Origin of the sequence: Aquiflexum balticum DSM 16537 (assembly GCF_900176595.1) — a bacterium.
In the GTDB taxonomy this organism is placed as follows: Bacteria; Bacteroidota; Bacteroidia; order Cytophagales; family Cyclobacteriaceae; genus Aquiflexum; species Aquiflexum balticum.
The window spans coordinates 1,805,673-1,830,000 of sequence record NZ_LT838813.1; the positions used below are offsets into that span (position 1 = coordinate 1,805,673).

20 protein-coding genes, 1 tRNA gene and 1 rRNA gene (1 of these 22 running past the window's edge) are annotated in these 24,328 nt (G+C 38.5%); 18 read left to right on the forward strand and 4 right to left on the reverse strand.

Annotation, left to right across the window (positions count from 1 at the left end; genetic code table 11):
• The first annotated feature begins 38 nt into the window (after nucleotides 1–38).
• The 11 genes from B9A52_RS07715 to lpxB all read left to right on the forward strand — a co-directional run bounded on the left by B9A52_RS07715 (nucleotide 39) and on the right by lpxB (nucleotide 11,856).
• Nucleotides 39–500 (forward strand): GNAT family N-acetyltransferase, encoded by a 462-nt coding sequence (locus B9A52_RS07715; RefSeq protein WP_084119760.1) that lies wholly within the window; start codon nucleotides 39–41, stop codon nucleotides 498–500.
• Complete coding sequence (locus B9A52_RS07720) at nucleotides 497–937, forward strand: GNAT family N-acetyltransferase (protein ID WP_084119761.1); 441 nt, start codon at nucleotides 497–499, stop codon at nucleotides 935–937. The genes B9A52_RS07715 and B9A52_RS07720 overlap by 4 nt, the downstream gene beginning before the upstream one ends.
• A 235-nt stretch (nucleotides 938–1,172) precedes the next feature.
• Nucleotides 1,173–1,802, forward strand: a complete 630-nt coding sequence (locus tag B9A52_RS07725) for a 7-carboxy-7-deazaguanine synthase QueE (RefSeq protein WP_084119762.1) — start codon at nucleotides 1,173–1,175, stop codon at nucleotides 1,800–1,802.
• Nucleotides 1,803–1,806: 4 nt separating this feature from the next.
• Nucleotides 1,807–3,735 (forward strand): OmpA family protein, encoded by a 1,929-nt coding sequence (locus B9A52_RS07730; protein WP_084119763.1) that lies wholly within the window; start codon nucleotides 1,807–1,809, stop codon nucleotides 3,733–3,735.
• Between the two features lie 533 nt (nucleotides 3,736–4,268).
• Nucleotides 4,269–7,292: a SusC/RagA family TonB-linked outer membrane protein gene (locus tag B9A52_RS07735; RefSeq protein ID WP_084119764.1), complete on the forward strand. Its 3,024-nt coding sequence runs from the start codon at nucleotides 4,269–4,271 to the stop codon at nucleotides 7,290–7,292.
• 14 nt (nucleotides 7,293–7,306) lie between these two features.
• Nucleotides 7,307–8,812 (forward strand): RagB/SusD family nutrient uptake outer membrane protein, encoded by a 1,506-nt coding sequence (locus tag B9A52_RS07740; RefSeq protein WP_172805187.1) that lies wholly within the window; start codon nucleotides 7,307–7,309, stop codon nucleotides 8,810–8,812.
• Between the two features lie 13 nt (nucleotides 8,813–8,825).
• On the forward strand, nucleotides 8,826–9,332 hold the full coding sequence (locus B9A52_RS07745) for a hypothetical protein (RefSeq protein WP_157370106.1): 507 nt from the start codon (nucleotides 8,826–8,828) through the stop codon (nucleotides 9,330–9,332).
• Between the two features lie 60 nt (nucleotides 9,333–9,392).
• A complete protein-coding gene (locus B9A52_RS07750) occupies nucleotides 9,393–10,052 on the forward strand; it encodes a hypothetical protein (protein WP_084119766.1) in 660 nt (219 codons plus the stop codon).
• Nucleotides 10,053–10,165: 113 nt separating this feature from the next.
• Nucleotides 10,166–10,588, forward strand: coding sequence for a 6-pyruvoyl trahydropterin synthase family protein (locus tag B9A52_RS07755; RefSeq protein WP_084119767.1), 423 nt, complete (start codon nucleotides 10,166–10,168; stop codon nucleotides 10,586–10,588).
• 20 nt (nucleotides 10,589–10,608) lie between these two features.
• Entirely contained in the window at nucleotides 10,609–10,707 is a 99-nt protein-coding gene (locus tag B9A52_RS07760; RefSeq protein WP_084119768.1) for a GxxExxY protein, read from the forward strand.
• 42 nt (nucleotides 10,708–10,749) lie between these two features.
• Nucleotides 10,750–11,856, forward strand: a complete 1,107-nt coding sequence (gene lpxB / locus B9A52_RS07765; RefSeq protein WP_084119769.1) for a lipid-A-disaccharide synthase — start codon at nucleotides 10,750–10,752, stop codon at nucleotides 11,854–11,856.
• Between the two features lie 200 nt (nucleotides 11,857–12,056).
• Here the strand turns inward: lpxB and clpX are convergent, their stop codons facing one another.
• From clpX to B9A52_RS07785, 4 genes are all read right to left on the reverse strand, one after another.
• Nucleotides 12,057–13,283, reverse strand: a complete 1,227-nt coding sequence (clpX, locus tag B9A52_RS07770) for an ATP-dependent Clp protease ATP-binding subunit ClpX (protein ID WP_084119770.1) — start codon at nucleotides 13,281–13,283, stop codon at nucleotides 12,057–12,059.
• Complete coding sequence (locus B9A52_RS07775; RefSeq protein WP_084119771.1) at nucleotides 13,283–13,957, reverse strand: ClpP family protease; 675 nt, start codon at nucleotides 13,955–13,957, stop codon at nucleotides 13,283–13,285. Before B9A52_RS07775 ends, clpX begins: the two co-directional genes overlap by 1 nt.
• Nucleotides 13,958–14,035: 78 nt before the next feature.
• Complete coding sequence (tig, locus tag B9A52_RS07780) at nucleotides 14,036–15,364, reverse strand: trigger factor (protein ID WP_084123434.1); 1,329 nt, start codon at nucleotides 15,362–15,364, stop codon at nucleotides 14,036–14,038.
• 108 nt (nucleotides 15,365–15,472) lie between these two features.
• A tRNA-Leu gene (locus tag B9A52_RS07785) sits at nucleotides 15,473–15,554 on the reverse strand.
• A gap of 131 nt (nucleotides 15,555–15,685) precedes the next feature.
• Here B9A52_RS07785 and B9A52_RS07790 point away from each other — a divergent pair.
• From B9A52_RS07790 to B9A52_RS07820, 7 genes are all read left to right on the forward strand, one after another.
• Entirely contained in the window at nucleotides 15,686–17,908 is a 2,223-nt protein-coding gene (locus B9A52_RS07790) for a RelA/SpoT family protein (protein ID WP_084119772.1), read from the forward strand.
• A gap of 71 nt (nucleotides 17,909–17,979) precedes the next feature.
• Nucleotides 17,980–18,447, forward strand: a complete 468-nt coding sequence (locus B9A52_RS07795; RefSeq protein ID WP_084119773.1) for a Fur family transcriptional regulator — start codon at nucleotides 17,980–17,982, stop codon at nucleotides 18,445–18,447.
• A complete protein-coding gene (locus B9A52_RS07800; RefSeq protein WP_084119774.1) occupies nucleotides 18,444–18,788 on the forward strand; it encodes an STAS domain-containing protein in 345 nt (114 codons plus the stop codon). Before B9A52_RS07795 ends, B9A52_RS07800 begins: the two co-directional genes overlap by 4 nt.
• Nucleotides 18,789–19,016: 228 nt before the next feature.
• Nucleotides 19,017–20,288: an adenylosuccinate synthase gene (locus B9A52_RS07805; protein WP_084119775.1), complete on the forward strand. Its 1,272-nt coding sequence runs from the start codon at nucleotides 19,017–19,019 to the stop codon at nucleotides 20,286–20,288.
• A gap of 199 nt (nucleotides 20,289–20,487) precedes the next feature.
• Nucleotides 20,488–22,800: a PKD domain-containing protein gene (locus B9A52_RS07810; RefSeq protein WP_084123435.1), complete on the forward strand. Its 2,313-nt coding sequence runs from the start codon at nucleotides 20,488–20,490 to the stop codon at nucleotides 22,798–22,800.
• 1 nt (nucleotide 22,801) lies between these two features.
• The gene (locus B9A52_RS07815) at nucleotides 22,802–23,824 is read left to right on the forward strand and encodes a PorP/SprF family type IX secretion system membrane protein (protein ID WP_084119776.1); all 1,023 of its coding nucleotides are present in this window, start codon (nucleotides 22,802–22,804) and stop codon (nucleotides 23,822–23,824) included.
• 427 nt (nucleotides 23,825–24,251) lie between these two features.
• Nucleotides 24,252–24,328 (forward strand): 16S ribosomal RNA (locus B9A52_RS07820) (it continues 1,447 nt past the right edge of the window).

Genomic DNA, 24,328 nt, shown 5'->3' on the forward strand with positions numbered 1-24,328 from the left:
CCTGTATAATTCTTTGATTTTTATAATCTCATATTAATATGTCCGACGTTCAAATAATTGACTTTAATCCGACTCTCCAGTCCCATTTTGAAAGTATCAACAAGCAATGGGTGGAAAAATATTTTACTTTGGAGTCTTTTGACCTGGCACAATTGGAGAATCCTGATGAGAATATCCTTGCAAAAGGAGGCGCCATCCTGTTTGCAAAAGAAGGTGAAAAAATCATTGGGACAGTCGGTTTGCTTAAAGTGGAAGATGGAGTATTTGAAATGGTCAAAATGGGTGTAATACCAGAAGCCCAGGGAAGAAAAGTCGGAAAATTGCTTGCGATGGCTGTCTTGGAAAAAGCAAAAACATTTGGGGCAAATAAGGTGATTCTATATACCAACAGTAAACTTGAAGCAGCCTTGAATTTGTATAGAAAAATTGGTTTTCGGGAATCTGTACCAGAATGTGGGAAGTACAGCCGATGTGATATTAAAATGGAAATTGAATTATGACTGAAATAAAGATCAGAAAAGGCACAATCAGGGAAGTGGTGGAATTGAGTCAAAAAGTCACAGAGTTTTATCAGCCCTATTCCGAAAAAACCTATGAAGAAAGGCTTTCAGGAACCCAATATTTAATATTAATAGCAGAAGTTGATGGCAAGCCCGTCGGTTTTAAGGTGGGATACCAAAGATATAGTCATGATGTTTTTTATTCCTGGATGGGCGGGGTATTGAATGAGTATCGAAGAAAAGGCATTGCGACCAAACTTGCCAATGAACAAGAAGCATGGGCAAAGAACCAAGGATTTACCAAAGTGGTGTTTAAAACCAGAAATAAGTTGACAAAAATGATTCATTTTGGAATCAACAGGGGATTTATGATTGTCGATCTCATCAAAAAAGGGAAATTAGAAGATTATAGGATAGTGATGGAAAAAATGCTTTGAGAGTAGTGAAAGTACAATGAAGGAAGTACCAAGCAGTAAACAGAGAAAAGGTATATCAAACTAAAGCAATTTGCCTTGACGGCCCTAAAACTTTACGGACCAAAAGGGCTCCTTTAGGTTTTGTCCTTCCAAATCAAATAGGAATTTAGCCATTTCCCCCTTTTTCCTATACCTTTGCAATCCAAATTTCAAATTTTATCACTCAGCGGTTCAATTACCCGCTTTATCAAAAATTATGGAAAATATCATAAAAGAAGTTAAGTCAGGGATAAAACTCCCTCTGATGGAGGCATTTTATACCATTCAAGGGGAAGGCATGCACTCAGGAACTGCGGCATATTTTATAAGGCTTGGAGGCTGTGATGTGGGTTGTGTATGGTGTGATGTCAAAGAATCATGGGATGTTTCCAAGTGGCCGGAAGTAGACATAGAAGATATTGTTGATTCTGCTTTAGAATATCCCGGAAGATTGGTCGTTATTACCGGTGGTGAACCTTTAATGCATGATTTAGGGCCTTTGACCAAATTATTGAAAGAAAAAGGTTTTGTCACCAATATTGAAACATCAGGTGTTTACCCTGTAACAGGAGAGTTTGATTGGATTTGCTTTTCACCCAAAAAGTTTAAAAAACCACATCCAAGCATCTATGAACTTGCGGACGAATTGAAAGTAGTCATATACCATCAATCAGATTTTGCCTTTGCAGAAAAACACGCCGAGAAGGTGAAAGAATCCTGTAAAAAGCTACTTCAACCAGAATGGAGCAAAAAAGACAGAATGACGGAGCATATTATAAATTATGTTAAATCTTCTCCAAATTGGAAAATATCGCTTCAAACTCATAAATTTATGGACATCCCTTAATCCCATGAAGATATCTGCTATTTTATTACTGATGTTTTGGCTTGTCTATACTGCAAATGGGCAGAGCTATTCCATCATTGATAGCAAGGCAATCAAATTACATCAAGAGGGAGATGAATTGGTTCAAAAGAGGCAGTATGATGAGGCAATTTTGAAATATCAGGCATCCATTCAAAGAGAAGCAGGATTTTTGGAATCGTACCTTAAATTGGGGCGGGTATTACTGACTAAAGGAGAACCTGAAGAAGCATTGGCAATTTCCGGTAAAGGACAAGCCCGGGCTGCAAGATCCGCCAAAGCCACCAATCAGCTCAAAGGAGAATTTCATTGGCTTAATTTACATTGTAATTTGGCGATTGGTGATTTTCATCAAGCCATTAGCCAATTTAGGATGGCGGATAATCTGCTCGATGGGAGTTTCAAAAAAACCATTGATTACAGAGAAACCAACTTGCAGATCAATTTTTTGGAAAAACAATTGGAAAAGGTCCTTTCGATAGAAAAGGAAATTTTGCCTGATCCGCTGAATCAATTCAAACTTCAATATTTTCCTGTTTTGACAGCGGATAGTAAGAAGATCATATTTGTAAAAAGAGATGGATTACAGAATCACGAACATGAAGATATTTTTGTCAGCTATTATTCGGAAGAGGACAGTATTTGGTCCAGACCGGTAGGTATTTCAAATAATATTAATACAAATTACAACGAAGGAACCTGCACCATTTCTGCTGATGGGAACATTCTTATTTTTTCCTCCTGCGAAACTCCGGATTCTTTGGGAGATTGTGATCTTTATATTGCTTACAAAATCAACGATACCTGGCAACGACCTGTCAACATGGGTAAAAATGTTAATTCGAGGTTTTGGGATTCCCAGCCGTCTCTTTCGGCGGATGGCAGAATTATGTTTTTTTCATCTAACCGTCGGGGCGGCTATGGAGGAAATGATATTTATTACACCCTCAGGATGCCGGACGGTTCTTGGTCTGAGGCCATCAACCTCGGCTCCAAAATCAATTCCTCCAAAGATGAAGTTTCACCTTTTATTTATTTCAATAACGAGATATTGTTTTTTGCGTCCAAAGGCCATAGGGGATTCGGTGGCATGGATTTATTTGTTTCCAGGGTGGTTAAAGGAGAATTTACAGAACCTGAAAATATGGGATATCCCATCAATGATCACCTGGATCAATATTCCTTGTTTATTACGGCTCAAAGAGATTTCGCGTATTATACAGAGAGCACTTACTTGGGAAACAGTGTCGAAAGATCTTTTATTTACCGGTTTGAATTCCCCAAAGAAATTGCACTGGGTGAAAGATTGGTAGTGACTCAAGGCAAGGTTTTGAATGGAAAAACGGGAGAGCCCATTGATGCCAGACTGTCATTGGTCAGTCTAAGCAATGACAGCACATTGTATGAATTCCGTTCGGATGGAAAAACGGGTGATTTTATGATGCTCTATCCTGACAAATCTTTTTCAGGTTTGTACGTGGAGAAAAAAGGCTATTTGCCGAAAATCTATAATGTTGAAAAAGACAATCTGAAGAATCAGGATAATCTTTTGGTGACTTTAATCCCCATAGCATCCGGTGAGGAGTTTGTATTTGAAAATATCTTCTTTGATTTTGACAAAGATGAACTGAAGCCTGAATCCATGAGCTCATTGAAAAGGTTACTGACTTTCCTGGATGAGAACCCAAAAGTTTCTATTAATATCATCGGTCACACTGATAATGTTGGGAATGCTTCTTACAATGAAATCTTGAGCAAGAGAAGGGCTGAAAGTGTCAGGGATTATTTGTTGAAATCCGGTATAAATGATCAAAGAGTTGCGGCTATCGGAAAAGGCCAAGGTGAACCAATGGTACCAAACGATTCAGCAGAAAACAGAGCCTTGAATAGAAGAATTACAGTTTCAATCCAATGATCTATTATCATAGTTAAAATCTCAACTTTTTGTTAAAACCGATTTATTAGTATTATATTTTATTTGAAAAATACAATATAATTGAATTATTTTTGAAATTATTTAATTTTAATTACAAAATCAATCTCGGTACATTTTCTTTTATATGAAATACGCTTTAGTATATTCTAATAATTAAATAATAACTTAGAAAAGTTATGATTATGAGGCTGATGACAAGAGATTTATAGAATGGACAAAATGGCTTTTGACAGAATTCAAGGCAGAATTCATTAGATTAAAGGAGAATTTTGGAAAATTTATCGATTTTAATAAAAAAAATTAAATTTTGTAAAAATTACATTTTTAGAATAAAAAATAATTAATATCTGAATTTATCTATAATAAATCGATAATTGTTTTAAAATATTAAATAAAACAGAATAATTTAAAATAATTCAAAAAATTTAATTTTTATTATTTTTTTAAATCTTATTGTAATATTTAAAGATAAAGGATAAAATTGGATTAAATTATTTGCTTGTCACCAAATTATGAGGAAAATTTTACTGATCAAGTCAATACTTGTATTGATACTCTCAACTGCGTTTGCGCAGGACCGGATTGTGTCCGGTACTGTCATATCGGCTGAGGATGGATTTCCTATTCCTGGTGTCACAATTCTGGTAAAAGGAACCATGATCGGTACCGCGACAGATTTGGAAGGTAATTATTCATTGAGCGTCCCTTTTGAAAATAATATCCTGGTTTTCCGTTTTATAGGATCATTCACAGAAGAAGCGCTGATCGATAACCGCTCCCAAATCAATATCTCGCTTCGACCTGACACAAAAAATCTGGAAGAATTTGTAGTCACCGGCTACAGCGTTCAACCAAAAAGAGAAGTCACAGGAGCAGTATCTTCTGTAAAGGGCGAGATCATAGCAAATCTTCCCATGCAATCTTTTGACCGGGCATTACAGGGACGTGCAGCTGGCGTTCAAGTAGCTTCTGCCAATGGTCTTCCCGGAGGTGCGGTCAATATCAGGATCAGAGGCACAGGTTCTATCAATGCCGGAAATGAGCCACTTTACATTGTAGACGGCGTTCAGATCAATGCAAGGGACGATGCCGCATTTACACAATCCAATCCATTGGCATTTTTGAATACCAATGATATAGAATCCATTGAAATATTAAAAGATGCTGCTTCAGCTGCTATTTATGGAGCTCAGGCAGCCAATGGTGTAGTTATCATCACCACTAAAAAAGGGAAGCAAGGGAAAGCACAGTTCACCTTCAATGCATTTGGGGGCAGCAGTCAGCCATTGAAATATATGGATGTGTACAATTCCCAAGAATGGTATGAACTGAGAAAAGAATCATGGGTCAATGCGGGAAATGCAATTCCTGAAGCCAATACTTTAAATAATATGGGGATTCTCCCTAGCAATTGGCAGAGTTTAAGTCCTGAAGAATTGGATGCGGTAGCAGGGAATTTATCCACTTATGATTGGCAGCGTGAGGTGATGGGCACTGGAAACCTTCAAAATTATGAGATGTCCATCGCCGGAGGTGACGAAAGAACGCTTTTTAGGGTTTCGGGTTCATACAATTATCAGGAAAGTACATTTAGCCCCGTTGATTTTGAAAGAGGAACGCTGTTGTTTTCATTGAGTCATCAAGTGAATTCCAAACTCAGGATTGAAAATAATTTAAATTTATCTTCATTCAGTCAGGATATACCATTCAGCACTTCAGGCTCTTTTTTGGGTAACCCGGCTTTTGCATCCTCATTGATCCTTCCGCACAATGCCATTTACAATGAAGATGGATCATTCAATACCAACATTGCAGGTGTCTTAAATCAGAATGTTGTCATGGTGAATAAATACAATTCAGGTCACCAAAGAACCAATACTATAGTAGGCAGCCTAGCTGCCAACTATCAGATTCTTGAAAATCTCACTTTCCGTTCTATGTTTGGGTTGGATTATAGGTTATTGCAAGGAGAGCAATTCAGAGATCCAAGAACTCCTGATGGCGCCGGAGTACAGGGCAGAGCTTCTACCCAATCCAATTGGAATGTAAACTTTATCACGACACAGACTTTAAATTGGTCAAAGACTTTAGCATTAGATCACCATATTGCTTTATTGGGAGGTTTTGAATACAGATCGGAGACCAATGAAAGTCTCCGTGGATCTGCTATAGGCTTTCCTTCCTATGAATTCAGAACCATTCAGTCAGGAGCAACACCTGAGACCTTATCCAGTTATTGGTCCGGTTATAGAAGGGCGGGTGCATTTGCATCTTTCAATTACGATTTCAAGAAAAAATATATGCTTACCATCACAGGTAGGTATGATGGGTCTTCCCGATTTGGAGTAGATACCCAATATGGGTTTTTCCCATCAATCAGATTCGGATGGTTTATCAAAGATGAGGCATTTTTGAGAGATTCGGAGGTAATATCTGAATTGAAAATCCGGGCATCCATAGGAAAAACAGGAAACGATCAGATCGGTAATTTTTCGGCAAGAGGGTTATTTGGTGCTGAAGGAAATTATTCCGGTTCAGGTGGGATCAGACCTATTGGTCTGGAAAACCGTAATCTCAGTTGGGAAATCAACCAATCCACCAATTTTGGCGTCGATTATGGATTTTTCGGAAATAAGCTCACCGGTTCAATAGACCTTTTTAATAGACGGTCAATGAATCTATTACTGGATTTGCCTGTCATTGCTGTTAACGGATTTTCATCTGTTACTTCCAACGTTGGAGAACTGGTAAATAGAGGAATTGAATTGGAACTTTCTTCTACCCTCGTTGATAAAGGAAGCTTCAGATGGAATACCAGTTTTAATTACACCTACATACAAAATGAAATTACCAAACTGTATGATGGGAATCAATTTTTGCCTTCAGATCCATCCATTGCGGTGGGATATTCTTTGGGGACACATTTTACCCAACAATATGCAGGAGTAAATCCGGCAACAGGTCGGCCAATGTGGTACGATATCAATGGAGATATTACCTATCAGCCAAGGGCAGAGGATAGAGTCCATTTAGGTAATTCTCTTCCAAGCCATTTTGGGGGATTTCAAAATGCATTTTATTTCAAAGGTTTTGAAGCTATAGTGTTTTTCAATTATGAATATGGTAGGGTAATCACTGATGGTCAGTTTAATTCACTGAGAGAAAACGGTACCAGATTAACTACCAATGCGCTACGGGAAGTAGCAGATAGAAGATGGACCACTCCCGGTCAGATAACTGATATTCCAAGACCATATGTAGGCGGACCTGAAGTTAGATCCGTCAATATGAATACAGGTTCATCTGTGTTGCTGAAAGCTGATTATATCAGACTAAAACAGTTGACTTTGGCTTATAACTTCAATCCTGAACTGATTAAAGGATTGGGGCTTTCTGCTGTAAGGGTTTTTGCCCAAGGTATCAATCTTTGGACGTATTCTGAGTTTCCTGGCTATGATCCGGAATTTTTGGGAAGCGGTACAGGGATTATTCCTCAGACAAAAAATTATACAATTGGTATTCAGGCAGGGTTTTGATTTGAAAAGGAATTATGAAAATCATAAAAAAATATAATTGGAGGTTTTATATTCTGGCATTTTTTGCTGCTTCGGTATTGGTTTCCTGTGATGGTCTCCTTGAGGTAAATCCCAGACAATCCATAGAAGGTTCGGATGCATTGAATTCTCCTGAAAATATAGAAGCTGCATTGAAATCTCCCTATGCAAGATTACGATCTGTAAATGCCTATGGTAGAAACCTTATGGCTTTTGGTGATGCTTTGGCCGACAATGGCTTAGCCACCAACAATTCAGGAAGGCTTCTCAATGAAGCAAGGAACCAACCTTATTTTCATTATACCCATTGGACAAATTTTTATTTTGGGATCAACGAGGTGAATTTGATTTTGGAAGCTATTCCGGAAATCCAAAGTATACCTGCCGTTTCACAAAATACCAAAAACAGATGGGAAGGAGAAGCCAAATTTTTGAGGGCACTTTTTTATTTTGATTTGGTAAAAGCATATGCCTATATGCCTGGGGTAATTGTCCCGGAGTTGGATAAAGGAGGTATTCCTTTGGTACTTGAAGGAGTCAGTACATCCGATATTGAGACAGCACTGAACAGGCAGCCTGCCAGGTCAACTGTAGCGGAAATTTATGCTCAGATTTATAAGGATTTGGAAGATGCCATAAGGCTATTGGATGACAGCAGGGGAGTACAATTTGCTTCGGAATCTGCTGCCAGAGCCCTTTTTTCCAGAGTTGCTCTGTACAATCAAGATTGGGGAAGAGCCGTTACGGAATCTACAGCAGTGTGGCTTTCTTCGAGAGGTAAATTCCTGGAAGGTGAAGATTATATATCCGGTTGGAGAGTGTCAGTACATCCCGAATCCATATTTGACCTTAGATTTGAAAACGCCTCAGAAAGCAATGGCACAAATGAGTCCATTCAATCCACCTATACAACCATCAGAAATCTTGAAAATTTAGCACAAGTCGGAGGTTGGGGCGACTTTATACCCACTCCGGTTTTTGTCAATTTCATAGGTATAAAAGTTGCCGGCAGTGGGGCTGCACTGGAGATTAGTGACAGAGGGAATGATGTCAGAGCATTCCAATATGAAGCAGGTCCGGGAAGGGTACCGAATGGCACAGGCAAAAGAATTGAATGCATCAAATTCGCATCCAAAAGTGGTTTTGCTTTTGGAGATAATATTCCGATCCTGAGAAAGTCAGAAATGATTCTTAATAGAATGGAAGCAAATTTTCACTTGGGAGAGGTTAGTTTGGCATTGGAGGACCTCAATAGGTTGAAAATTGCTAGGGGACTTGAAGAAGTGAATCTTGAAGGTGAGGAATTGCTTGAAGAAATATTGATAGAAAGAAGAAAAGAATTCGCTTTTGAAGGTCACCGTTTTTTCGATATTAAAAGATATGGAAAAGACATCATCAAACAGCAGGGAAATGTTGCATTTACAGATTTCAGGATACTTGCCAACATCCCCCAAAATGAAGTTGATGGGAACAAAAATCTGGAACAAAACGCAGGATATTAAATTAAGGTTACTTATGAAAAGATTCAGTGGACTTTTATTGATTTTTATCTCTCTTTTTAATTTCTCATGTATTGAGCAGGATTATCCTTTATTCGAGGATTCCTTGGTTGAATGGGATGCTACTGTGATGAATAATCCAGTGTTGGGAAAAGACTTTCCCCTATTGGTCAGGGTGCCAAGACCTACTTTTGCATTGGCACCTTCAGATCCCCTGATTACCCGAAGGACAGGAACGGTAAGCTTAAGGGTTAATTTTGTAAGCCCCCAGAAAGGAAATGATGAAATCATTTCTTTCAGAGTAGTCACTGACGAAACCACTGCTGTGCCGGACGTGCATTATTCCGTTGGTGGGCAAGTGACTATTGAAGCCAATTCAAGTTTTGCAGATGTGCAGGTACAGATTTTGGATCCTGGACCTGGAACCGGTTCGGTGGATTTAGTTCTTGAATTGTTAGGAAATAGTGTTGTAAGACCCAGTGAAAAATATAAAAGGATCGGGATCAGGATTTCTCAGATTTAGGATTTGAAGAGGGATTTTTAAGTATTGTCAGATCAATTCTTTTTAAATTTTACAATAATTATGGGTAAGTCATATAGATTTGTTTTTGGGTTATTTTTCATCCATCTGACAGTTTTTGGTCAGGTCGAAACTCTTCTGGATGTCAGTATTCCTGGTGCTCCATTGATTGCCAACGCTTATCCGGAAGTAAAGGGTGATCCCTATTTGGGAAATTTTATGCAAGGATCAATTTTGGTAAGCAAGAAGGACACGCTCACAAATATTGCAGTAAGATTCAACCTTTATGGCAATATGCTGGAAGTAAATAGAATGGGTGAATTAATGGGGTATTCAGGGAAAAATATCCATGGGTTTATTATTGATACATACAAACAGAGGGAAATATATAAATCCGGATTTGATATCCCTAAACTGGGCAAAGGTGTATTTGTACAAATTCTGGAAGAAGGGGATTTCACACTTCTTAAGTATAGGTATAAAATCATAACTGATGATCCTTCCGCTGCTTATGGTTCACAAAAATCAAAGTCATTCCAGAATAAAGTTGATTTTTACATTGCCTTTGAAGAAGAAATCCATCCATTCAAAACAAAAAAGAAACAATTAAGCAGTGTTTTTGGGGATTCTACTGAAAGAGTATTGGGATTGATGGAGAACATGAACCTTGATCTAAAGGATGAAGAAGATATGGTTAAATTGGTGCGGGCTTTGAACAAGTGATTTATCTGTTCTGAACTTTATATTTATTTTTGATTTTCATTCTGTTGGGAATGCCTATGTTTTTGTAAAGATTAGGTTTATTTTTGCACTCCAAAATCAGGAATACCCGTATCATGGTACACGTTTGTAGAAAAGAGCATTTCAACGCAGCGCACAAGCTTTGGAATCCGAATTGGTCAGAAGAAAAGAACAAGGAAGTTTTTGGACCTTGCTCCAATATCAACTGGCATGGGCATAATTTTGAATTGATCGTGACAGTGAAAGGTCTCCCTGATCCGGAAACGGGTTTTGTGGTCGATTTGAAAGCCCTCAGTACCCTGATCCGGACTTTGGTGATTGACAAAGTGGATCACAAAAATCTCAATATGGACGTGGATTTTATGCAGGGTAAAATGGCAAGCTGTGAAAACCTGGTTATGGAATTCTGGAAAATCCTCGAGCCGGCCGTTAACGAAATCGTTCCGCATGGAAGTCTTTACAAACTGACTCTATATGAGACTCCAAGGAATTTTGTGGAGTACTTTGGTGAAGATTAAAAGATATTCACTTAGCCCAAATGCTAACTTATTTGAAACTTGGCAATTATCCATTGGGGCTATTAATGAATTTTAATGAAAAAACGCTGGTAAATGGCTTAAAAAGAGTCATAATCTAAAATATTTCTCTGTGTATTCTGTGCCCTCCGTGGTAAACTAAAATGCGATATTATATCATTTCAGGTGAAAGATCCGGGGACTTACATGCTTCCAATTTGATCAGATCAATAAAGGCGTTGGATAGTGATGCTTCATTTCGTGGCATGGGAGGAGATTTTTCTCAGGCTGAAGGTCAGGAACTTCGTGTCCACTATGAGGAAGTGGCTTTGATGGGTTTTATTGAGGTGGTGTTGGGATTCCGAAAAGTTCTGAAGTATCTAAGGATCGTCAAAGAGGATATTATTGCTAAAAGACCAAATGTGCTGATTCTGGTGGATTATGGTGGTTTCAACATGAAAATGGCGGAATTTGCAAAGCGACGCGGCATTCCTGTTCATTACTACATCCCGCCAAAAGTATGGGCATGGAACCAGAAAAGGGCCTTGAAAATCAAGGAATTCACTGACCATGTTTATTCCATTTTACCGTTTGAACCTTCATTTTTTGAAAAATTCGGAGTGAAAGCCCATTATGTAGGCAATCCCCTGTTGGATGAAATTGCTAAGTTTGAACCACATCCCTTTTTCCATCAAAAGAATGAATTGAGTTACAGCCCAATCATTGCTTTGCTGCCAGGAAGCAGGAAGCAAGAACTCCAAAATATGATGCAGGTAATGCTGGAAGTGGTGAAGAATTTTCCACAGGCCCAATTTGTCATTGCAGGAGTATCTAATCTTTCCGCTAAGCTCTATGTACCGGCTATTAAGGCAGGTATTAAAGTTATTTTTGATCAGACATATGATTTATTGCATCACGCCAATGCAGCAATCGTGACTTCTGGTACCGCAACTTTGGAAGTTGCCCTTTTTCGTGTTCCGCAGGTGGTTGTTTACAAAACCAGTTCGGTGAGTTATGTCATCGCAAAAAGATTGATCAGGGTTCCTTTTATATCCTTGGTCAATTTGATAGCAGAACGAAAAGTGGTGTCTGAGTTGATCCAGGGAGAATTTAATGTGCAAAGATTGAGTCAGGAATTAAATAAAATTCTGGCGGATATACAGCACAAAGCGGCAATCTTGGATGGTTATACAGAAATAAAGGAAAGGCTTGGAGATGGTTCTGCGTCGGATGCAACGGCCAAAATGATCGTTGAAAGCTTGAAGATTTGACCATATAGAGATTTAATTTTTGCTTACCACATAGAAACATTGGGCACCTAGAACTGAATCAATATTGTCAGTTCATAAATTGAAAATCAGTCCGGGAAAAATTCTTTATTTTCTTTCAAGTGCCGCAAGTCATAAAAAAAATAACCGCAAAAGGGGTTACCCTATGCGGTTATTTAAATATTGATTTTATGCTTATTATTTCAAGCCACCTGCAGTTTTTTGAACTTGGACTTATCAAACTGCTCTTGGGCATATTTTTCATCGATTACCAACTCTTTTATGGAATCATCAGATGGTAACTCATACATAGCATCAGTGATGATAGCTTCACAGATGGATCTTAATCCTCTGGCGCCAAGATTGTATTCCACTGCTTTCTCCACAATATAGTCTATACCACTTTCCTCAAATTGAAGCGCAACATCTTCCATGGCCAACAGTTTCTTATACTGTTTAACCAAAGCATTTTTGGGCTCAGTGAGTATGCTTTTCAATGTAGCCCGATCCAAAGGATCCAAGTGGGTCACTACAGGAAGTCTCCCAATAAGTTCAGGGATCAAACCAAAAGATTTCAAATCCTGTGCTGTCACATATTGAAGCAGGTTTGCCCTGTCTACCTGTTTCCCTTCTACAAATTTGCTGAAGCCCATGGGCTGTGTATTCAGTCTTTTGGCTATGTGTCTACCTATGCCATCAAATGCTCCCCCGCAAACGAACAGGATATTTTCTGTATTCACTGCGATCATTTTCTGGTCAGGATGTTTTCTTCCTCCTTGCGGTGGGACATTCACAATTGTACCTTCCAATAATTTCAAAAGTGCCTGTTGAACACCTTCCCCGCTTACATCTCGTGTAATGGAAGGGTTATCTGATTTCCGGGCAATTTTATCCAATTCATCTATATAAACTATGCCTCTTTCCGCAGCTTCCACATTATAGTCGGCCGCTTGCAGGAGACGGGTCAGAATGCTTTCGACATCTTCGCCCACATAACCTGCCTCTGTCAAAACTGTCGCATCAGCAATGCAAAATGGTACTTCAAGGACCTTGGCTAAGGTTTTTGCCAAGTAAGTTTTGCCTGTTCCAGTATCCCCGACCATGATGATATTTGATTTTTCAATCTTGATTTCATCTTCATCATAGCCTTTTTGCTGCAACCTTTTGTAGTGATTATAGACCGCCACTGTCAGTACCTTTTTGGCATCATATTGACCTATGACGTATTGGTTGAGGTATTCTGTAAGCTCTTTTGGTTTTTTGAGTTTGAATTTAGGGTTTTTAACAGGTTTTTTGTTTTTTTCTTCCTCCCCTAAAATCTGGTAAGCCTGATCTATGCAGAAATTGCATATATGGGCTGATATCCCGGAAACCATCAGGTCTACGTCTCTCTTATTTCTTCCACAAAAGGAACAGGTAACTTGTGCCATTATTTTACTTTTCTAACCAATACTTCATCTATTAAACCATATTCTTTGGCTTCAGGAGCTCTCATCCAATAATCTCTATCTGAATCTTTTTCGATCTCATCATAAGTTTTGCCAGAATGGTCTGCCAATATCTGATACAATTCCTGCTTCATGGACAAAATCAGTTTTAAAGAAATCTCCATATCTTTGGATTGACCTTGCATACCACCGGAAGGCTGATGAATCATTACTCTGGAGTGTTGCAATGCAGATCTTTTGTCTTTTGCACCACCTGCTAACAGCACAGCACCCATAGATGCTGCAATACCGGTACAGATAGTGGCCACATCAGGATTGATATATTGCATGGTATCATAGATACCCAAACCTGCCGTTACAGAACCCCCTGGGCTGTTGATGTATAAAAGTACGTCTTTTTTTGGATCAGTCGATTCCAAAAACAAAAGTTGGGCGGTAATGATATTGGCAATAAAATCATCCACTTGGGTACCAAGAAAAATAATTCTGTCCATTATCAATCTTGAAAATACATCAATTTCCCTGAAATTAGTTGGCCTTTCTTCGATAACCGACCGGGTCATGTTTTCAACAAATGTGTTGTACTGGTCAAATGCATTGCCGCTGATGCCTCTATTGTGAACGGCATATTTTCTAAACTCGTCTTTATTGATCATGATTTAATTTTTATGTAATGTACAAAAATAAAAAAAGCCCTTACAAAAGGACTTTTTCTTAACAATTTTATATAAGAATTAGTTTTCTAGCAGTTCCTTGAATTTTTCTATACTGATTTTTTCTTCCTTGACATCAGCTTTTTCTTTCACAAAGGCAAGTACCTTATCGTTCTGCACTGAAGTCAGCATTTGCATGTAATTCTGTCCTTCATTGCCTTTGAGGTAGTTGTCTACAAACATATCCATGCTGGCTTCCAATTGTGCACCAAGACCTGAAGAGGCAAATTGCTCTCTAATCATTTCCTTGGTTTTTTCGATCACATCGGCATGTTCAGCCTGGATATTATTATCCTTGGCGATTTTGTTGGAAATCAAAGTCCAAGCCAATTGCTTAGCGTAGATGGGATACTCCTGTTCAACTTGCTCTTTTGTCACTTTTCCATCATTTGCTTTAAGCAACCATTCTTTCAGGAATGTTTCAGGAAGGTCTAAATTGGTATTGGCAACCAGCTTTTCTTTGATTTTTTCGTCGCTGTAAATTCTGATTTCTTTGTTATAGTTTTCGGCCATGATTTCTTTGACTCTATTGATAAGGCCTTCTTCAGAATCAACCTGACCTTCTCCAAAAAGCTTGTCGAAGAATTCCTGATTTAATTCTGCCAATTCAGTCCGATTTATGTTTTGAACTGTGAAAGTGAATTCACCCGAAAGCTTTTCTGCTTCTTCTTCTGAAACCCCGATAGTAGACGCCAAATCTTCTTTAATCACTTTGGTAGGATCAAATTCAACCACATCACCTTTTTTCAATCCAACAAATTTATTCATGGATTTAGGTTCCACTTTTGAAAGAGGAAGTGAAAAAGTTTTTTCAAATGAGCCATCCGCTGATTTGAGGTCACCATAAAGAAAATCATTTTCTTCGCTGATCTCAGGATTGGTCATTTTTCCATATTGGCTTCGCATATTTTGGATAGCATCGTCCACTTCTTTTCCGTCCATTTCTACAGAATAAGAAACGGCTTCCAAATTTCCATCAAGGTTTACCTCAATATCATCTACAAAACCGATTTTATATTGGAATTCGAATTCTTTTTGGTTTTTCCAATCGATTTTATCAGCATCTTCAAAAATTGGAAGCGGGTCTCCCAGGATTTTAAAGGTCTGCTCTTTCAGGTAATTATTCAAAGAGGAAGAAAGAAGTTCATTGATTTCGTCCACAAGAACAGATGTACCATACATTCTTTTCACCATAGAAACAGGAGCTTTGCCGGGCCTAAAACCTTTGATTGTAGCTTTTTTTGCATAGTCCTTCAGTTTCGCATCAACCTTTGGTTGATAATCTGCTTCATTTAGTTTAATTTTAACAGAAGCTTGATTTGCTGCGTGCTTGTCTAACGTGATTTCCAATTTGTTTGATTTTGGTTTGATAAAATTTAAAAACCCCCAATCCCTTTTCTTAGTCGAGATTCCTGACTCAGGATCGATTTCGGAAATGTGATTGAGGGCTGGAAAATGTGCGGATAGAGGGACTCGAACCCCCATGCCTTACGGCGCTAGATCCTAAGTCTAGTGCGTCTACCAATTTCGCCACATCCGCTTAATGTGGATGCAAAGGTAATAAGTAAAATTTAACTTGCAAAAATAGATTTGAAAATTCCCGCATAATAATTCTGAAAATCTATTAGACTTTCGTTGTTTAGATAAAAGTATTGCTTTAGCTTAGATTATATGATACAAGTAGATCTGGAAGAGGAAAGAAAGGAGATAATTAAGAGATATAGGAAGCTTTTGAAGATGGCCAAACCCATGTTGAAAGACGGGGATTCAAAAATCATAAAAAAAGCTTTTAATGTTTCCAATGATGCCCATAGGGAAATGCGCCGCAAATCGGGGGAGCCTTATATTTATCATCCATTAGAGGTTGCCCTGATATGTGTAGAAGAAATTGGCTTAGGTACCACAAGTATAGTGTCTGCACTCCTTCATGATGTCGTAGAGGATACAGATTGGGAGTTGGAAGATATCGAGAGAGAATTCGGTCCAAAGGTTACTCAGATTATTGACGGTCTTACCAAAATCTCCGGAGTTTTTGATTATGGTTCCTCACAGCAGGCAGAAAATTTCCGAAAAATGCTGCTTACCCTATCGGATGATGTCAGGGTGATTTTGATAAAACTGGCTGACCGCCTCAACAATATGAGGACCTTGGATAGCATGCCCCGACATAAGCAACTGAAAATTGCCTCGGAGACAATGTATCTTTATGCACCCTTGGCGCACCGCCTGGGCCTGTATGCCATCAAATCAGAACTTGAAGACCTTTATCTGAAATTTACGGACTCAGATACTTATCAGTTTATTATTACTAAAATCAATGAGACCAGAATTTCAAGAAATAAATTTATCAAAGGCTTTATTGCTCCAATAGAAGAGGAACTTGAACTTCAGGGTTTCAAATTCACCATCAAAGGAAGACCGAAATCTGTTTTTTCGATTTACAATAAAATGAAAAAACAAAATATACCTTTTGAGGAGGTGTATGACCTTTTTGCCGTCAGGATTATTATTGAAAGCGAATTGGACAATGAAAAGGCCGATTGTTGGCAGGTCTATTCAGTAGTCACGGATTTTTATCGGCCAAATCCCGATCGGCTAAGAGACTGGATCAGCACTCCAAGAGCAAATGGCTATGAATCCCTGCATACAACAGTTATGAGCAGTACAGGACAATGGGTTGAGGTACAGATCAGAACTTTAAGAATGGACGATATTGCGGAAAGAGGCTATGCCGCTCATTGGAAATATAAGGATAAAGATGTGGTTCAGGCAAAAGCAGGAACAGGCCTGGACGAGTGGATTACTCAAGTAAGGAGCCTTTTGGAGTCCAATGATGGATCTGCGATTGAATTTATGGATGATTTCAGAGGAAATCTCTTCCATGATGAAGTATTTGTTTTCACTCCCAAAGGCGAATTGAAAGTGTTGCCATTTGGGGCAACGGCACTTGACTTTGCATTTGAAATCCATACCGAAGTAGGGGCCAAATGTATTGGTGCAAAAGTTAATCAACGGCTAGTTCCCATTAATCATAAGTTAAAAAATGGAGATCAGGTTGAAATTCTTACATCCAACAAGCAAAAGCCAACAGAAGATTGGTTGGGCTCTGTGGTCACTTCCAAAGCCAAAGCCAAAATAAAAGATGCTTTAAAAGAAGACAAAAAATCCATCATTATGGATGGAAAAGAAATTGTCCAAAGAAAGTTGAAGCAGATGAAAATCGAATTCAATTCTGAAATTGTGGAGCAATTAAGGGCTTATTTTGAAACCAAAACGCCTAATGAATTTTATTACAAAATCGGTAGAGGAATTATAGATGCCACCTCGATCAAAAGCTTTAAAGAATATAAAGAACATAAAAAGCAAAAAGGTAAGCCTTCTTATGAAAAAGTAAAGGATGAGACCACCTTTACAAAAGAAATCAAAAGCCTTAAAGGTCCGGATCATGATCAACTGCTAATAGGAGAGGATATGGATGTGGTGGATTATATCTTGGCAAAATGCTGCAATCCAATTCCCGGTGATGATGTTTTTGGCTTTGTCACCATAAACGATGGAATCAAAATCCATAGAACCTCCTGTCCCAATGCTTTGGAACTATTATCCAATCATGGAAACAGAGTTATTAAAGCCAGATGGACAAGCCAAAAGCAGATTGCATTTTTGGCAGGATTGAGAATTGTAGGTACTGATAGGGTTGGATTGATCAATGATGTCACCAAAGTGATTTCCAATGAGCTAAAAGTAAATATGCGTTCTATTACAGTCGACTCAGATAGCGGATTATTTGAAGGTACTATCAAGCTGTACGTTGATAGCACCCAGCATCTGGAAAAATTGGTCGCAAACCTCTCAAAAGTAGAAGGCATCATCAAAGTTTCACGCTTCGATTAATTCAACTTAGACCCACATTATTTGAATCTTTTCTAAATAAGAAAAGTTATATTTGCACAAAAACCAAATACATGGCCCTTAACGTAACCCTTTTTGAAGAGGTAAAGAAAATTTTCACTGCATATTTAGAGAATAAGAAGCTGAGGAAAACGCCTGAACGCTATGCCATTTTGGAAGAAATCTATGGCAGGTCGGGACATTTTGATGTTGAATCGTTGTACATCAGCATGAAAAACAAAAACTATCGTGTAAGCCGAGCGACAGTGTATAATACCTTGGATCTATTGGTAGAATGTGACTTGGTCACCAAGCATCAGTTTGGACAGAACCTTGCCCAATTCGAAAAATCCTATGGATACAAGCAGCATGATCACCTCATTTGCGTAGAATGTAATAAAGTATTGGAGTTCTGTGATCCGAGAATACAGAATATCCAAAATACTGTAGGGGAAATCCTCAAATTTAAAGTAATGCACCATTCCCTTATTCTTTATGGTAGCTGCCAAAACATGAACTGCGAAAACAGACCTAAAATATGAAGTTAAAATACAGAATTGAAAAAGAAGCAAAGGCTCACTTTTTATACCTGACAGGGGATTTAATAGGAGATGATATCGGCCCAAAGTTGGTTGAATTTGTGTCGGACGCAGTCAATGACAAAGTAATGGTTTTTGTAGTGGACCTTTCCGAAGTGAGGTATATCAGTTCGAGCGGGATTGGCCTTTTGATCACAATGCTTACAAAAATGAGAAATGCCGGAGGAGATGTGTACTTGACTACCCCATCTGAACATGTTAAAAAATTATTGATCATCACAAAGTTGAATAACATTTTCACTGTTTTTCCAACAATGGAAGAAGCCAAGCTGAAGTTAAAGTGATTTCAGACATTCCTTTCAATATTTTCATGAGATTTTTTTAAAATGTCATCCTAGAAAATCGGCTCAATTATATTTTCTGATAATTGGATTTTAAACAATTGCAATTGGGACAATACAGTTTGAAGAGACCATTGAGAATAAATCCCTTCATTTACTTGCAATTCATTAACCTTATTCCAAATTTCACACCTCAAAAAGACTTTAATATAAGAGTTGATTTTACAGGAAATGAAAATGGATATTTTATTAGGCCTACAGTGGGGCGATGAAGGTAAAGGTAAAGTGGTGGACGTATTGGCGCCACAATATGATGTAGTAGCCAGATTTCAGGGGGGACCCAATGCGGGACATACCTTGGAATTTGATGGAATCAAGCATGTGCTACATCAGATACCCTCAGGCATATTTAGGGAAAACATTCTTAATATCATCGGAAATGGGGTTGTTCTAGACCCTGTTGTTTTGAGAAAAGAAATAGAGGGCTTGCATAAATTCAACATCTCCTTCAAGAAAAACCTATTTGTTTCAAAAAAAGCAACCATTATTATTCCTACCCACAAGCTGCTTGACGCCGCTTACGAAAAGTCAAAAGGTGATAAAAAAATCGGATCGACTTTAAAAGGCATAGGACCAACTTACCAGGATAAAATTGGAAGAATTGCGCTACGAGTAGGGGATATATTGGCACCTGATTTTGAGGATAGATACAATGCCCTGGTAGAAAAGCATAAAACTATCCTGTCCTTTTATGAATTTGATCTTGTCCAATTACCCGAATTGGAAAAAACATTTTTCGAGGCGGTTGAATTTTTCAGGACATTGAATTTGGTGGACAGCGAATATGAAGTGAATGGTTATTTGGATTCCGGGAAAAGAGTTTTAGCAGAAGGGGCCCAAGGGTCCTTGTTGGATATTGATTTTGGAAGTTACCCTTTTGTGACTTCCAGTAATACCATGGCTGCAGGGGCCTGCACTGGACTTGGCGTTGCACCATCCAAAATCGGCGAGGTTTTCGGAATTTTCAAAGCATATTGTACAAGAGTTGGCAGTGGGCCTTTTCCAACCGAACTTTATGATGAAGTTGGTGAAGCCATGAGAAAAGAGGGTAATGAATTTGGGTCCACGACCGGTAGACCCAGAAGATGTGGCTGGATTGATTTACCCGCATTGAAGTATTCTATCATGATCAATGGTGTGACTCAGCTGTTTATGATGAAGGCAGATGTGCTCAATATTTTTGAAGAAATAAAAATCTGTACCCATTATGAATTACCTGACGGTAAAAAGGTGGATAGGCTAACTTATGAGCTGAATACCCAAGATGCCAAACCAATTTATAAAACAGTTCGGGGTTGGCATACTTCATTGGCTGAGGCAAGTGATTATGATAAATTTCCCATTGAGCTAAGGAATTATGTGGATTTATTGGAAGATGAACTTGGGGTGCCTATAAAAATGGTTTCTGTTGGTCCCGATAGAAACCAGACCATATTGAGATAATGATTGAAAGCCCCCTTTTTGGAGGCTTTTTTGTTTTCAAAAACACATATTTGAATTTTAAATAGCCATCTAGGCAATTCATCATTTTTTTTATTTCCTTTAATTCATAATTTACACTTTCGATTTTAATTATAAAGTGAGGGAAGTTAATAAAGTGTATAAAGGAGTAGGAAAATTTATAGGAAGATTAAGTATTTTAATGATACTTTATTTTTCTTTTTTGGTTATTCAAGATGCTTATGCACAGGTTGGATTTCCATATTGTGAAGATTTTCAGGATGGTTCAACTCAAAGCACCACGATATTTGGAGGGAGCGCCAGATTGGTTAATGGCGTCCTGAGATTGACCGATGCTCAGCTTGAGCAAAATGGATATATATATATAGACATACCTTTTCCCTCCGCCTTTGGTATCAAAACTTCTTTTGAGTTTTTTGTATATGGAGGAAATGGGGCCGATGGACTTACTGTCTTTTTGTTTGATGCAGACACCCCCATTTTTAGGCCGGGAGGTTTTGGAGGCTCTCTTGGGTATGCACAACGAGGGCAGACCGCGGGGTTGACGGGAGCCTATCTTGGAATAGGACTTGATTCTTTTGGGAATTTTGGAAATTCATCTGAGGGAAAAATAGGAGGTTTTTTTGGTGGAGGAGATGGCCTTTATCCAAATAGTATTATTGTAAGAGGGAATGGCTCTGGCCTTAACGGGTATCAGTTTGTAACGGGAAAATGGACAAACAATGAAGGGGCTTTTGCTCTTCCTGCTGTTGATAGATTCCCACTTGAATCTGGGGGAGCCGGTTCTCAAAGGGTGACAGATCCCAATATTCCCGGATATAGAAAATTGTTTGTTGACCTGGAACCTCACCCTGGGGGTATTGGCTATTCGATTTCTGTTGATTTGATGGTAACCACGAGTCCTGGAAATCCCAGAATGGTAAAAATCTTTGATAAGACAGATTATATTTTTGAGGCACCTGAGAATTTAAAAATTGGTTTTGCTGCTTCAACAGGTGGATTAATGAATATTCATGAAATCAGAAATCTTCAGGTAGAGGTATCTGATCAGGATAGACTGGAAAATCCCATAGGCACAAATATCGATGACAAGGCTTCCTGCGAAGGTCAGGAAAATACCTATGAAATTACTGAAGAAGAAATAACCCTTCCCAATGAGGGTTCTTCAATCAGATGTCTGCAATTATACGGTTCATTGGATGAGATAGAAGCCGAAGGAGATGACATTTGTTCCCAAGGCAGGTGTAGGCCCGAAAACAGGCAAATGGTTTTGCCTCAGGGCACTTTCCGCGCAGCTGATGAAGGAGGTAGCTTTACATTTTTCCCCAATGTGGGATTTGTGGACGAGACGGTTGAGATTTATTATACTGTAACAGATAATTACGGAAAAACCTCCTCAGGGAATTATATCCGCCTTCTGATTAAAGAATCTCCCGAACCGGTAAATATTATAGCAGAGGGTCTAGGTGAAGAGGAAGACGAAATCAGACTTTGTGTAGGAGATGGTATTTTACTCAATGCAGTTGGCGAAGAAGAATATGTGAGATTTGAATGGTTTAAAGATGGGATATTAATACCGGAATCAAATGCCCCTGAATATTTTGCTGTGGAAGCGGGTTCATATACTGTTACCGCATACAATTCAAAAAGTTGTCCAACAGAATCTGCTGTATTTGAAGTTATCAATCCTGCTTTTCCCGAACTTAGAATTGAAGACCCTGTGGTTGGATGTACCCCAGGAATGACATTGGATGTAAGGGATTTTATATTTGATTATAATGAGGATGATTTTGATTACAGGTTAGAAACCCCCTCAGGTCAATTTTTGATCAATGAAGAAATGGCCGCCATTGGGCAGTCGGGTCCTTATAGTATTAGTGTGAAGCATAAAGATTTAGAATGTTGGTCAGACCCCATTGATTTTGAACTGGTCATTATTTCGGAGGCCCTGATTTCAAATTTTGTATATGAGGTAGATGGGACAGGTATAACAGGTGATGAAGGCGGGGGAATATTTATCGATGACCCCATCAGGTTCAATGATCTTTCGACGGGTGGCGCTATCGCTTGGAATTGGGATTTTGGTGATGGGAATAGCAGTAATGAGCAATCTCCTGTTCATGTTTTTGGTAAAAAAGGAAATTTTCTGATCAAGTTGACAGTCACCAATGAGTTTGGTTGTGAAAATACCTTTGAGTTGGAGCTTCCCTTGACAAAATCCTTTAGGGTAATGTTTCCAACAGGCTTCACACCTACTTTATCTGAAAATCAATTTTTCAGACCTAAAACAAAAGGGATTATAAAAATGGAAATGCTGATTTTCAATCTCTGGGGTAATATGATTTTCAGAACCAATGATATCAATACCCCGGGATGGGACGGTAAAGTCAACGGGCAACTGATGCCATCCGGCAATTATGTCTACAGGATCAATATGGAATCAATAGATGGTGATAAAATTGAAGAAAGCGGAAAATTCTTATTGATCAGGTGATATGAAGAGGATTTTATTAATGATCAGTTTAACTTTTGTGTTCGGAATTTCCCAGGCTCAGGATGTTCAGTTTTCACAATTTTATGCCTCCCCACTTTATCTTAATCCAGCATTTGCCGGGAGTTCTGAAATGACAAGAATAGGCATTAATTTCAGAAATCAGTGGCCCTCATTGGATCAGACATTTGTCACTTTTTCGGCTTATGCCGATCATTTTATTGATGAGAAAAATTCGGGAATCGGGATCATAATAAATGGAAGCCGGGAGAGTTTGGCAAATTTGCAAAACACAGAAGTAGGTTTGGTATACTCTTATAGAGTAAGATTGGGCGAATCAGGTTTTTTGCATATGGGGATTCAGGGAAGTTGGGCCACGAGATCAGCGAGTTTTGATGAAGTGGTTCTCAGTACGCAATTGGATATCAATCGTGGAGTTGTGATTCCAGGAGGAAATGGGGGATCCATTTCTGATGATAGACAGCGGAGTTTTGCTGATTTTCATTCAGGTATGCTCTATTATAATGATAGATTTTGGTTCGGCTTTTCAGGGCATCACCTTACTCAACCTAATATTTCCTATTTGGAATTTGACAGGGATGTACTCCCGATCAGGTATTCGGCACACGGCGGCGTAAAATTTGACTTGACACCGGGTGGCATTAATGACTATTTCAATAATACCCAACAGGAGCGAACGTTTTCTTTGGCATTCAATTATAAGCGGCAAGGGGTTTTTGATCAGTTGGATTTCGGTATGGAGCTTTATTTTGAACCGATAGTTCTTGGATTTTGGTACAGGGGATTTCCAACCAGGATTGGTTTGCCTAACAATGAAGCACTTATCGGTTTGATCGGTTTTTCACTTCAAAACGGTATTGACCTTGGGTACAGTTATGATTTTACACTTTCTCAATTAGGCTGGAGGCAATCCGGAGGGGCACATGAAGTGTCTATGCGGTATTCATTTGTTGATCAATTTCTGAAAAAGAATTTCCGCAAACGAATGCCAACGTTTAAGTATTAATAATTTTCAAGTCATTTTATATTTTTTCTGCTTGAATATCAGTACACTTTATCTTTATGTGGAATTATTTTCAATTCTATTTTTGCAAATGAAAAAAAGTGTTGCACCTTTGCAATCCCAAACGACGGGCAGCGAAATCAAATACCCTAATTTATTCGGATTGATTGTATCAAAATCAGATAATAAAAAGTAAATTTTATAAATCCGATTTTGAAAGAATAAAATATTGAATTACCTTTGCGATCCTGTTTTAAAGAATAGGAAAGAAAATATCCCAGCAATAGTCTGGCGTTGATCGGTTGAGACCGGTCGGAAGTTCATTGAAATGTTGAAGACGAAACAATAGAATATTGTGTGATTTAATTGCATGATAGAGGAAATATGGGCAGGAAACAACTTCTTAGCGATAAGAGGAAAAACAAACTATACAATGGAGAGTTTGATCCTGGCTCAGGATGAACGCTAGCGGCAGGCCTAATACATGCAAGTCGTACGGCAAGTTGA

Coding starts and splice junctions, on each gene's coding strand:
- B9A52_RS07745 (WP_157370106.1), top strand. CDS start 8,826: ATGAAAAGATTCAGTGGACTTTTATTGATTTTTATCTCTCTTTTTAAT.
- B9A52_RS07810 (WP_084123435.1), top strand. CDS start 20,488: ATGATACTTTATTTTTCTTTTTTGGTTATTCAAGATGCTTATGCACAG.
- B9A52_RS07735 (WP_084119764.1), top strand. CDS start 4,269: ATGAGGAAAATTTTACTGATCAAGTCAATACTTGTATTGATACTCTCA.
- B9A52_RS07775 (WP_084119771.1), bottom strand. CDS start 13,957: ATGATCAATAAAGACGAGTTTAGAAAATATGCCGTTCACAATAGAGGC.
- B9A52_RS07815 (WP_084119776.1), top strand. CDS start 22,802: ATGAAGAGGATTTTATTAATGATCAGTTTAACTTTTGTGTTCGGAATT.
- B9A52_RS07795 (WP_084119773.1), top strand. CDS start 17,980: ATGGCCCTTAACGTAACCCTTTTTGAAGAGGTAAAGAAAATTTTCACT.
- clpX (WP_084119770.1), bottom strand. CDS start 13,283: ATGGCACAAGTTACCTGTTCCTTTTGTGGAAGAAATAAGAGAGACGTA.
- B9A52_RS07805 (WP_084119775.1), top strand. CDS start 19,017: ATGAAAATGGATATTTTATTAGGCCTACAGTGGGGCGATGAAGGTAAA.
- B9A52_RS07790 (WP_084119772.1), top strand. CDS start 15,686: ATGATACAAGTAGATCTGGAAGAGGAAAGAAAGGAGATAATTAAGAGA.
- lpxB (WP_084119769.1), top strand. CDS start 10,750: ATGCGATATTATATCATTTCAGGTGAAAGATCCGGGGACTTACATGCT.
- B9A52_RS07740 (WP_172805187.1), top strand. CDS start 7,307: ATGAAAATCATAAAAAAATATAATTGGAGGTTTTATATTCTGGCATTT.
- B9A52_RS07800 (WP_084119774.1), top strand. CDS start 18,444: ATGAAGTTAAAATACAGAATTGAAAAAGAAGCAAAGGCTCACTTTTTA.
- B9A52_RS07720 (WP_084119761.1), top strand. CDS start 497: ATGACTGAAATAAAGATCAGAAAAGGCACAATCAGGGAAGTGGTGGAA.
- B9A52_RS07730 (WP_084119763.1), top strand. CDS start 1,807: ATGAAGATATCTGCTATTTTATTACTGATGTTTTGGCTTGTCTATACT.
- B9A52_RS07750 (WP_084119766.1), top strand. CDS start 9,393: ATGGGTAAGTCATATAGATTTGTTTTTGGGTTATTTTTCATCCATCTG.
- B9A52_RS07725 (WP_084119762.1), top strand. CDS start 1,173: ATGGAAAATATCATAAAAGAAGTTAAGTCAGGGATAAAACTCCCTCTG.
- B9A52_RS07755 (WP_084119767.1), top strand. CDS start 10,166: ATGGTACACGTTTGTAGAAAAGAGCATTTCAACGCAGCGCACAAGCTT.
- B9A52_RS07715 (WP_084119760.1), top strand. CDS start 39: ATGTCCGACGTTCAAATAATTGACTTTAATCCGACTCTCCAGTCCCAT.
- B9A52_RS07760 (WP_084119768.1), top strand. CDS start 10,609: ATGCTAACTTATTTGAAACTTGGCAATTATCCATTGGGGCTATTAATG.